Annotated in this window: 4 protein-coding genes and 1 pseudogene; 1 reads left to right on the forward strand and 4 read right to left on the reverse strand. The window is 68.0% G+C overall.

Features of this window, described 5'->3' with window-relative positions:
• Positions 1-163: pseudogene (locus tag PHC73_RS11180) on the reverse strand (MFS transporter); the annotation flags it as partial.
• A gap of 270 nt (positions 164-433) precedes the next feature.
• On the opposite strand from PHC73_RS11180, the gene PHC73_RS11185 reads away from it, so the two are divergent.
• A complete protein-coding gene (locus PHC73_RS11185) occupies positions 434-2,041 on the forward strand; it encodes a PAS domain-containing methyl-accepting chemotaxis protein (protein WP_300128095.1) in 1,608 nt (535 codons plus the stop codon).
• Positions 2,042-2,078: 37 nt separating this feature from the next.
• Here the strand turns inward: PHC73_RS11185 and PHC73_RS11190 are convergent, their stop codons facing one another.
• The 3 genes from PHC73_RS11190 to PHC73_RS11200 all read right to left on the reverse strand — a co-directional run bounded on the left by PHC73_RS11190 (position 2,079) and on the right by PHC73_RS11200 (position 5,155).
• Positions 2,079-3,194 carry an acyl-CoA dehydrogenase family protein gene (locus PHC73_RS11190; RefSeq protein WP_300128098.1) on the reverse strand — a complete coding sequence of 372 codons (1,116 nt, stop codon included), beginning with the start codon at positions 3,192-3,194 and terminating at the stop codon, positions 2,079-2,081.
• Positions 3,195-3,205: 11 nt separating this feature from the next.
• Positions 3,206-4,387: an acyl-CoA dehydrogenase family protein gene (locus PHC73_RS11195; RefSeq protein ID WP_300128100.1), complete on the reverse strand. Its 1,182-nt coding sequence runs from the start codon at positions 4,385-4,387 to the stop codon at positions 3,206-3,208.
• A gap of 90 nt (positions 4,388-4,477) precedes the next feature.
• Positions 4,478-5,155, reverse strand: coding sequence for a YceH family protein (locus PHC73_RS11200; RefSeq protein ID WP_300128102.1), 678 nt, complete (start codon positions 5,153-5,155; stop codon positions 4,478-4,480).
• Positions 5,156-5,345 lie beyond the last annotated feature (190 nt).

The raw sequence follows: 5,345 nt of genomic DNA on the forward strand, positions 1-5,345 counted from the left end.
CCACCACCGCGGCCTGCATCTGCAGCGGGCTTTCGCCCAGGCTGCGGGCCATGGCCGGCAGCGCGGTGTTGAGGATGGTCGAATCCAGCGTCTGCATGAAGAAGCCGATGGCGACCAGCCAGAGCAGGCGGCGCGACGCGGGCGGGGCAGGAGGTGAGGGCATGCGGCGGATGATAGAGGCGTTCAAGTCCGTGATGCGGGTTGCCGATATATGACACGTCAGTGTGTCGGCAACCGGCCGTTCGGCGCTTGCTGTGGGCACCTTCCGGGGGCGATCGATGCCGAGGAAAACAGGGTGGAATCCCTGTTGTTGGCGGCATGGCCGGGCGGTGGTTTACCGACAATCGGCACAGGTAAAGGTACAGGAGCAGGGACTGCCGCGATGGCGCCTGCGTGCAATGTCGTCGCCCTTCATTCCGGGCCAGGAGAAATCATGAGACAGAACTTGCCTGTCACGCAGAATGGCTACGATTTCCCTGCGGACCAGACACTCATCTCGGTGACCGACCTCAAGGGCCGGATCACCTATTGCAACGCCAATTTCGTGGCCGTCAGCGGTTTCACTCGTGAAGAGCTGATGGGCCAGCCGCACAACATCGTGCGCCACCCGGACATGCCCGCCGAGGCGTTCCGCGATCTCTGGGAAACGATCGACGGCGGCGAGCCGTGGACGGCCCTGATCAAGAACCGTCGCAAGAACGGCGACCACTACTGGGTGCGCGCCAACGCCACACCGGTGCGCAGCGGCGGCCGCACCGTCGGTTACCTGTCCGTGCGGACGAAGCCGGCTGCCGAGGAAGTGGCGGCGGCGGAGCAGTTGTACGCCAGGATGCGGGCGGAGGCCGATTCGGGCAAGCGGATTCATCGCCTTTATCGCGGGCAGATCGTCCGCGCCGATTGCCTGGGATGGCTGAGCCGGACCATGCGCCCGGGCCTGCGGGGCCAGGTCGTTCTGCTGACAGCCTGGGCCGCTGCGGGACCCCTGGCGTGCGCGCTGCTCGGGGCGCCGCTGGCGGTGACGGCGCTGGCCACCGTGATGACGGTGGCATCCGCGGCCTGGCTGAGCACAGGCGTGACGCTGCGCCCGCTGCTCGGGGTGATCGAGACCGCCAACCTGATCGCCAGCGGCGACCTGACCGGCAAGGTCGAGGTCGATGGCCGCGGCGAGGTCCGCCGCCTGAAGCTGGCGCTGGCGCAGATGGCGGTGTCGGTGCGCACCGTGGTCCGGGACGTACGCGAGGAGGTCGACAACCTCCGGGGGGCGTCGCAGGAGATCGCGACCGGCAACCAGGACATGTCCAGGCGCACCGAGGTCCAGGCGTCCAGCCTGGAGCAGACCGCCTCGTCGATGGAGGAAATCAACGGCACCACGCAGCAGACCACCCAGTTGGCGCGTGACGGCGCGCACGCGGCCCGGGAAACCTCCGGCGTGGCCCGGCGCAGCCACGAAGCGGTGCTGGCGGTGGCGCAGACCATGCAGGACATCTCGGAATCGTCCCGCCGCATCGGCGACATCATCCAGGTGATCGAAGGCGTGGCGTTCCAGACCAACATCCTGGCGCTCAATGCCGCGGTCGAGGCGGCCAGGGCCGGCGAGCAGGGGCGCGGCTTCGCCGTGGTGGCGGCAGAGGTCCGCGCGCTGGCGCAGCGCACCACCGCGGCCGCCAAGGAAATCCGGGCGTTGATCGAGGAGTCGCGTACCCGTGTGGATGCCGGCACTTCCCGTACGGCCGATGCCCGCACCCGCATGGACGAAGCCATGCAATCGGTCGAGCAGGTGGCCGGAGTGCTGGAAGACATCAGCCATGCCACCGGCGAGCAATCGTCCGGCGTGTCGAAGATCAGCACTTCGCTGGTCGACCTGGATGCGATCACGCAGCAGAACGCCGCCATGGTCGAGCAACTGGCCGCAGCGGCGCGGTCCATGGACCACCAGGTGCAGCAGGTGTACGACTCGATCCGGATCTTCCGCCTGACGGAAACCGACGTGTCCCTGGCCGAAGCCGACGCCGTCGCGCTGCGCAAGATGGTGAAGGCGTGAACCTTCCCCTGAGCCGCATTAGCGGCACAGGGGAAGGTTAAGAGAACACTCCTGCTGTGTCCTCCATGCGGGCCGACACCTCGCCCAGGTGGTGCAGGGTGTCGCCGAAGGTCATCTCAAGCTGCGTCAGCTTCTTGAAGTAGTGGCTCACGATGTACTCGTCGGTCACGCCGATGCCGCCGTGCAGTTGCACGGCCTGCTGGCCCACGAAGCGCATGGACTGGCCCAACTGCACCTTGGCGCGGGCCAGGGCCTGGCGGCGCTCGCCGGCCGGGGCGCCGAGCTTGAGCGTGGCGTAGTAGCTCATCGAGCGCGCCAGTTCGAGCTGCATCTTCATGTCGGCCACGCGATGGCGCAGCGCCTGGAAGCTGGCGATGGCCACGCCGAACTGCTTGCGCGTGTTCATGTACTCGACGGTGATCGCCAGCGTGCGGTCCATGACGCCCACGGCCTCGGCGCAGGTGGCGGCGATGCCGGCATCCACGCCGTGTTCCATGGCCGCCAGGCCGTCGGAGGTGAGCAGTTGCGCGGGCGCCTGGTCAAAAGCGACCTCGGCGGCGCGGCTGCCGTCCTGCGTCAGGTAACCGCTGGTGCGCACGCCGGCGGCGTCACGCGCCACGACGAACAGCGCCAGTTGGCCGTCGAGCATGGCCGGCACGATGAAGGCGTCGGCCTGGTCGCCCGCCGGCACGATGCTCTTGGCGCCGCTCACGGTCCAGGCATCGCCGTTGCCGCTGGCGGTGGCCTTGCACGCGTCGAGGCGGTAGCGCGCGCCGCGCTCCTGCTGTGCCAGCACCACCAGCGCCTCGCCCGAGGCGATGCGCGGCAGCCAGGCCGCCTTGACGGCTTCGCCGCCGTGGCTGCCGATCACCGCGCTGGCGATCAGGGTCTGCGCGAAAGGCTCCAGCACGATGCCGCGGCCCAGCTCCTCCATTACCACCATGGCCTCGACGGGCCCCAGCCCCAGGCCGCCGTCGGCCTCGGCGATGGTCAGGCCCCCCAGGCCCAGCTCGGCCAGCTCGCCGTAGGCGGCACGGTCGAACCCGCCGGCCGCCACGATGGCGCGGCGGCGCTCGAAGTCATAGCCCTTCTCGACCCACTTGCGCACCGCGTCGCGCAGTTGTTCCTGGTCTTCGCTGAAATCGAAATCCATGTGAATGCTCCTTAGCCGAGGACCGTCTGCGCGACGATGTTGCGCTGCACTTCGTTGCTGCCGCCGTAGATGGTGGTCTTGCGCAGGTTGAAGTAGGTGGACGCCAGCGGCGCGTTGCCCGCCTCACCGCCGGGGAAGTCGCCCTGCCAGCCGGCCTCCATGGCCTCTTCGATGAAGGGCAGGGCGAACGGGCCGGCCGCCAGCATCATCAGCTCGGCGTAGCGCTGCTGGATCTCGCTGCCCTTGATCTTGAGCAGGCCGGCGATGTCCAGCGAGTTCTTGCCGCTCTTCTCGGCCGAGAGCACGCGCAGCACCAGCATCTCCAGCGCCACCACGTCCACCTCCAGCAAGGCGATCTGGTCGCGGAAACGCAGGTCGTCCCACACGCCTTCGGTCCTGGCGATGCGCTTGAGGCGCTCCAGCTCGCGCTTGGCGCGGTTGACGTCGGCGATGTTGGTGCGCTCGTGGCTGAGCAGGTGCTTGGCGTAGGTCCAGCCCTTGTTCTCTTCGCCGATCAGGTTCTCGGCCGGCACCTCGACGTTGTCGAAGAACACGTCGTTGACCTCGCATTCGCCGTCGAGCAGCTTGATCGGCCGCACGCTGACGCCGGGCGACTTCATGTCGATCAGCAGGAAGGAAATGCCCGTCTGCGGCTTGCCCTCGCTGCTGGTGCGCACCAGGTTGAACATCCACTCGCCGTACTGGCCCAGGGTGGTCCAGGTCTTCTGGCCGTTGACGATGTACTTGTCACCCCGGCGTTCCGCCTTGGTCCGCACCGAGGCCAGATCGGAGCCCGAGCCCGGCTCGCTGTAGCCCTGGCTCCACCACACCTCGCCCGATGCGATGCCGGGCAGGAAGCGCTCCTGCTGCGCCTTGCTGCCGTAGGCCATGATCACCGGCGCCACCATCACCGGCCCGAAGGGCACGATGCGCGGCGCGCCGGCCAGCGCGCATTCCTCTTCGAACAGGTGCTTTTGCACCGCGCTCCAGCCCGGGCCGCCGAACTGCCTGGGCCAGCCGTAGCCCAGCCAGCCCTTCTTGCCCAGGATCTTGGCCCAGCGCTGCATGTCGTCGCGCGAGAGGCGCAAGGCGTTGTGCACCTTGTGGCTGATGTCGGCGGGCAGGTTCTCCCTGACCCAGGATCGGATTTCCTCGCGGAAAGCCTGTTCTTCGGGCGTGAATGCCAGGTCCATGCATGTCTCCGTGTGTGACGACGATCTGGAAGCCTGTGGCACCGCACAGGCGATGCCGACAGTTTCGCACGCCCGTTCGATTTTGGGGTGTCAGGGCTGCGACAGGGTGTCCGGTCCGGCCTGCTGGCGCAGCAGGCGCTCCAGTTCCTCGACCCGGGCTTCGAGCCGTTCGACGCGTGCGGCCAGGCCGGCGTCGCCGGCGGCCGCGCCGGTTTCCGGCCCCGGCGATGCCTGCAGGGCCGAGACATCGACCGGCCCGCACAGCAGGTGCGCCCAGCGCTGCTCGCGCGCGCCCGCGGCCCGGGGCAGCTTCACCACCAGCGGCCCGCCCTTGTCCTCGCCGCGCTCCTGCAGCTCGTCGAGGAAGGCCTCCACCGAGCCGATGTCCAGGAACTTGTACCAGCGGTCGGCGTTGATGCGCAGTTCGCCGGCGGTCTGCGGGCCGCGCAGCATCAGCAGGCCCAGCAGCACGGCCGACTGCTCGGGCACGCCCGCGGCGCGCTGGAAGTTGTGCTCGTAGCGGGTCACGCGCGATCCGCTGGACTCGATCACCATGCTGTATTCGCGCAGGCGGTCCAGCGCATCGCCGATGTCGGCCTCGCTCAGGTGCATGACCGGCTCGCGGCTGCTCTTCTGGTTGCAGCCCGTCTGCAGGCTGTTGAGGGTCAGCGGGTAGCTGTCGGGCACGGTGCGGGCCTTTTCCATCAGGGTGGCGAGCACGCGCGCCTCGGCGTGGGTGAGAGGGCGTTGAATGAAGGAGTGGTTCATCCTTTTGCGCGGGAAACCTCGGGCTTTTGCCCGGGGAGGGATAGCGCTGGCGTGCAAAGCGCGCCCCTGTTCCCGCATCCTTTCTTTCAATCTATCGGTTGCATCAAATACCCATATCCATCACCGCGCTGGATCAGCGAGCAGTGCCGATATGAGATGCCTTGAACCACACCGTTGCCGGTCTGGATGT

The sequence above is a fragment of the Immundisolibacter sp. genome (assembly GCF_028696615.1).
Classification (GTDB): Bacteria; Pseudomonadota; Gammaproteobacteria; order Immundisolibacterales; family Immundisolibacteraceae; genus Immundisolibacter.

Coding starts and splice junctions, on each gene's coding strand:
- PHC73_RS11185 (WP_300128095.1), top strand. CDS start 434: ATGAGACAGAACTTGCCTGTCACGCAGAATGGCTACGATTTCCCTGCG.
- PHC73_RS11190 (WP_300128098.1), bottom strand. CDS start 3,194: ATGGATTTCGATTTCAGCGAAGACCAGGAACAACTGCGCGACGCGGTG.
- PHC73_RS11200 (WP_300128102.1), bottom strand. CDS start 5,155: ATGAACCACTCCTTCATTCAACGCCCTCTCACCCACGCCGAGGCGCGC.
- PHC73_RS11195 (WP_300128100.1), bottom strand. CDS start 4,387: ATGGACCTGGCATTCACGCCCGAAGAACAGGCTTTCCGCGAGGAAATC.